Annotated in this window: 2 protein-coding genes; one reads left to right on the top strand and one right to left on the bottom strand. The window is 53.7% G+C overall.

Annotation, left to right across the window (positions count from 1 at the left end; genetic code table 11):
• Positions 1-2,570, top strand: a 2,570-nt coding sequence (locus V2I46_14035; GenBank protein ID MEE4178620.1) for a hypothetical protein, incomplete at its 5' end; no start/stop codon positions are given.
• Between the two features lie 208 nt (positions 2,571-2,778).
• On the opposite strand, the gene V2I46_14030 is transcribed toward V2I46_14035, so the two are convergent.
• Positions 2,779-4,494, bottom strand: coding sequence for an ATP-binding protein (locus tag V2I46_14030; protein MEE4178619.1), 1,716 nt, complete (start codon positions 4,492-4,494; stop codon positions 2,779-2,781).
• Between the last annotated feature and the right edge of the window lie 1,100 nt (positions 4,495-5,594).

The raw sequence follows: 5,594 nt of genomic DNA, 5'->3' as shown, positions 1-5,594 counted from the left end.
GTTTTACGGAGAGTGATCCGCTCTTTTCGGCTTCCGTGGCCCAGAACATTACTGCTTCAAATGTCTCCAACTGGAACACCGCCTATGGCTGGGGCAATCACGCCACGGCAGGCTACCTGACGTCGGAGGTGGATGGATCCGTAACCAATGAATTGCAGACCCTGAGTTATAGCGATCACGTGCTTTCGCTGACCAACGGGGGGGAAGTGATTTTCCCCGTGACCGTTGAAGACGTGGTGATTTTGTCGGATTCGTTGTATGTAAGTTTTACCAATGGGCAGACGCTCAATGCGGGCTATGTGGGTCCCAACACCCCCGGCTCGACCCTGCCTTCGGTCAGCACTACCACGGTGAACGCCATTTCCTACCGCGGAGCCATGGCATCGGGTGAGGTTGGCACTACCGGGAACGAGCTGGTGGTTGCCCGTGGTTTCGTCTATGCCACCACCCCAATGCCCACCCTGTCGAACGCCCACGTATTGGCGGGAGGCGGACTGGGGACCTTTAGCGGGGAGCTGACCGGCCTATTGCCAAACACCCTGTATTATGCAAGGGCCTTCGCCACCAACACCCTGGGGACCAGTTATGGCAGTGCGCTGAGCTTTACCACCCTGGCTCTGACCACCCCCTCGCTGACCACCACGGTCGTTTCCAACATTTCGCACACCACGGCCCAGGGCGGCGGAAACATTACCAACGACGGGGGCAGTGCCTTAACGGCCCGCGGCATCTGCTGGTCGACCAGCACCGCACCTACCATTGCCAATGCACACACCAGCGAAGGGACCGAAACAGGCTCCTTCGTTTCGCTGATGACCGGCCTGAGCCCTGCCACCAAGTATTACGTCAGGGCCTATGCCACCAATACCCAGGGCACCAAATACGGGAATGAAGTGAGCTTCACCACCAACACCCTGGCCCTGGCCTCCATCACCACCACGGCCGTAAGCGCCATATCATTCACCACCGCCACCAGCGGGGGGAATGTGACTGCGGACAACGGCTCGCCGGTGACCAGCAGGGGCATTTGCTGGGCCACCACCACAGCGCCCACCACGGCCAATTTTAACGTGTCGCAGGCCGGAGGCCTGGGGACCTTTAGCCTGCAGATGACAGGCCTGGCCCCCGCCATCAAGTATTATGTCAGGGCCTTTGCCGTGAACGGCGCGGGCACGGTGTATGGCAACGAATATTCGTTTACCACCACCGCCCTTACGGCCCCTGTGCTGACCACCAAGGCCATCACGGGCATTTCTTCAAACATTGCAGGATCGGGTGGAACCATCACTTCTGACGGCGGCTCGAACATCACCGCCAAGGGCGTGGTTTGGGGCATCAATCCCACGCCCACCCTGGCCAATAGCTTTACCAACGACGGGACAGGCCCGGCAAGCTATAACAGTACGATGAATGGGCTGAACCCCCTGACCACCTATTACGTCAGGGCCTATGCCACCAACAGCCTGGGCACCACCTACGGGAATCAGCTCAGCTTTACCACCACCGACCTGGTGAACCCAGGACCAACAGTGCCCACGATAGGGACTTTGAATGGGGCCATGACCTCCACAACCACCGCCAGTTCCGGAGGCTATATCAGCCAGGACGGGGGCTCGGCGATCATTGCCCGCGGGGTCTGCTGGAGCACCGCCCAGAATCCCACCCTGGCCGACAGCCATTCTGAAGATGGCAGCGGTGTAGGCTATTTTACCAGCACGGTGACCGACCTGAGTGGTTGCGGAACGGTGTATTACATCCGGGCCTATGCCACCAACAGCACTGGCACGGGGTATGGCAACCAGGTGACGGTCAGCACGGGTTTGGTTGGCACCGTAATCACTGCGGATATTACCGAGATAAGCTATTACACAGCCACTGCAGGCGGGAATGTAACGGATGACGGAAACTGCCCGGTGACCCAGAAAGGGGTTTGCTGGAGCGTCAGCCCCAATCCCACCACCGGGAACTGGAAAACCCAGGAGGGAGCGGGTTCAGGTGCCTTTGTTTCTTCAATGACCGAACTCCTGGCCAACAAGACCTATTATGTCCGGGCTTACGTTTCCAACAGCGTGGGGACCACTTATGGGGAAGAAAAGGTCTTTACCACTGCCACCCCAAGCACTCCCTACATTGGCCAGAATTATGCCGGTGGAATTATTTTCTACCTGGATGAGACGGGCGAACACGGACTGGTCTGTGCACCTTCCGATCAGGGAAGTTTCGTTTGGGGCTGCGCTGGGACCAATATCCCAGGAACCAGCACTGCCTTTGGCACCGGGGCGGCCAATACCGCTGCCATCGTGGTCAACTGCAGCCAGGATAACATTGCAGCCAGGGTTTGCGACAACCTGAGCCTGAACGGTTATAGTGACTGGTACCTTCCCTCTTATGAGGAGCTGAATTTAATTTTTCTTAATCTGTATTCTAACGGTCTTGGGGGAGATTTTAACTCGTATTACTGGAGTTCATCACAATTTGATTCAAGCAATGCCTATTACAGGCGACCATCCGAAGGGTATAGACAATGGAAGGGTTATAATTTTAGAGTTCGCGCAGTCAGGGCATTTTAGTCAAACAGTCTATTTTAGAATCCAATAGTTGGAAATAAGAAAACAGCCGCTGATTGTCAGCGGCTGTTCTTTTTTGGGTTCAGATATTCAGCGACTTTCTTTCTCATTTTTGATGGGGGAGTCGCTTTATTTTAAATTGAAATTTTAAGCAAGGGAAAAAGAAGACTTTGCTTACCGATTATTTGAAAGCATACACAACCCCAAGCGGTTACCCGTTGAATCCGATTGGTTTCCTGTCGGTAAATCCGGTTTCCTGTTCGCAGGTTTGCAGAAGGGTTTCGAAGAGGTCGAGGTCTTCGTTGAGGACCCGTTTCATAAGGAGTTGCCTGACCTGGTTTTCAATTTGTCCGCCGGTAAAGTCGAAGCGTTCGGCCAGGGTAAGGGCCATTTCGGGGCTTAGCTCGGGCAGCTTGCTGAGCCAGATCTGCTGGCGAACGCCGCTGCCTGGGCGGGGGAAGTCGATTTTAAGCAGGAAGCGGCGCTCAAAGGCCTTGTCGAGGTTGCCGGTGAGGTTGGTGGTGGCGATGAGGATGCCTTTGAAGTCCTCGAGTTCCTGCAGCAGGATGTTCTGGATGAGGTTCTGGGTGTGCGATATGCTATGAGATCCCCGGCCGATGTCGAGCCGGCGCGAGAACAGGCCATCGGCCTCGTTGATGAAGAGGATGGGCTCGGTGGGGGAGGTCTTGAGCGCGTCGCGGTAGTTTTCAAAGATGCGCCTGACGTTTTTTTCGCTTTCGCCAAACCACATGCTGCGGGTCTCGCTCAGGTCAACCATCATCAGGTTGCGGCGGGTCTTGCGGGCGATCTGAAGGGCCAGTTCGGTTTTGCCTGTTCCCGGCGAGCCATAAAAAATGGCGGTGATGCCGTGGCTGATGCCAAGGATTTTGGCCCTTTCCCTGTAACGGCTGAACTCCTCAACCCCCAGCAGCCGCTCCAGGTCGCTGATGCGGTCGTTGATCTCAGGGTCGAAGTGCAGTTCTTTTTTGGCGATCTTGTGGTGGAGCATCAGCCCCTCGGCAGGGACGGTCTGCTCAAAGAGCTCGGGGAAGTCGATGAACAGCAGGTTTTGTGAGGCACTGCCCAGGTTCAGGCTGCGGGCATCGTGGCCGGAGCCGCTCACTTCCAGTACCCCGGATCGCAAGAGCTCGTGCTTACCGGTTTGAATGAGGTGGTTGAACTCGACCTGTTCGCGGATGCTGCTGAAAACGATCTCGTAAAAGTTTTCAGGGTAATTTTCGGTTTTCCCGTTCAGGCAGGACAGGACAATGATCATCGTCACGATCTTGCTGCTGGTCTTGTTGAGCTTGCCATTGAGAAAATGCACATAGGGGATGTTCTCGCCCTGCCTGATCAAGTCTTCACATTCGTGCAGGAACTGCTCCACGGAGATGATGTCGTCTTCGCGGTCGTTGAGGGCCAGCTTCAGCTGGTCGAGCAGAGCAGGGAAAGTTAAGGGGGACTTTTTTCCCAGCAGGCTGTTGTCGGCTTTGCGAAGGACTTCCAGGACGTGGTTCGGAACGGTAAATGCCAGTTGGCTGAAGGCCTCCCTGCGTTTGTCGGCGCCCCCGATACGCTTGATCAGTAAACGTTGTTCCAGGGCTTCCAGGTTGTCGAGGATGGCCATCATCCGGACCATCTTGCAATTCATAAAACGGGCCAGCATGTCCATGGTGACGTTTTGTTGCAGACTCATCTCGGTAATGACGGCAAAGAGGACGGCCTGATCGCGGGTGACGGAAAGGAAGTCGGCCAGGGTGGTGATGGCGCTCTGCTCAGCCATCATCTTGAATTCAAGTCGGATCTCTTCGGCGCTCCAGGTGATGGATTCGATCAGCGACAGCAGATCGGGGGTGTTTTGACCGGATGAAAAATCCAGCTCCAGCTTTTCATTTTGTTCTTTTTGAGTGGTTTGTTTACGGGCCATTGGGTGCAATCTTTTCTTTATGAGCGTCTTAAATAATTTTCTGAATGGGGCAAAAAATTCCCGGCATATCTAAAATATGCAGACGTTTAACGTGTTAAATCCGGATGGGTATATGCAAATTTACGGGCAAAAAAAGAAAAAGAAAGTCCTTTTACCGATACTTATTAACATGTTGAAAACTTCAGAAAAATGGACGGCCAGCCAACAATAGCCCCAGTTAGAGCAACGCCTGGGAAAGCTTGGTGCCCCGCTGAGCGGAGATTGCATTTCCGCGCGTCCTGGTTTCCCATAAAGAACGCTCCTTTTTCTGATGGAGAAATTGTCAATATTATCAATATTATCATAATTATCACTTCCTCTTTTTGAGGATATCTCTGTCGGGGGAAATGGCATGGGGCATGGGGTTTGGGGTTTAGCCGCGTAGCGGCGACAGTATGGTGGAAGGAGCGCCCCCCCCTCTTCGTTAAGCCGCGTAGCGGCGACAGAATAACTGGGGCCAGCGGTGATTTGCCATAAATCGCAAAGCACTTATGGGAAAAGGGACCATCCCGAAGGAGCCGGCTGTATGAATCATTTCCGCGCTGAGAAATTATCAATATTATCAATATTATCATAATTGTCACTTCCTCTTTTTGAGGATAACTCTTCCGGGTGAATGGCATGGAGTATGGGGCACGGGGCATGGGGCTTCGCCTCCTCGCGTCTTCGCTTTTTTCTCTCCTTCTCTCAAGTCTCTCAAGTCTTTAAAGTCCCTTCAGTCTATCCCTAACAATTGGAACGCGGATGCCACGGATGAACTGCGTTCAGCGCGGATCCCCGCGGATAATGGCATGGGGTATGGAGATTGGGGCTGGGTTTCTCGTCCTCTCGTCTTTGCATCCCCGGTTTTTTCTCCTTTTCTCTAAAGTCCCTCAAGTCTCTTAAGTCTCGTCTTCACGTGTTCACGTCCTCGCGTCCTCGATCTTTTTTTGTGTTCATTGTCCTAAAACTTGAATGAATTTGTGGGGCAAAGGGAAATTGTCATTTTGGGGGACTGACAATATTGATAATTTTGATAATATTGATAATTTCTCTGATCCCCTGAAAAGGAAAGGCGGGTT

The sequence above is a fragment of the Bacteroides sp. genome (assembly GCA_036351255.1).
Lineage (GTDB): Bacteria > Bacteroidota > Bacteroidia > Bacteroidales > UBA7960 > UBA7960.
This window is presented reverse-complemented; position numbering and strand designations above follow the sequence as displayed.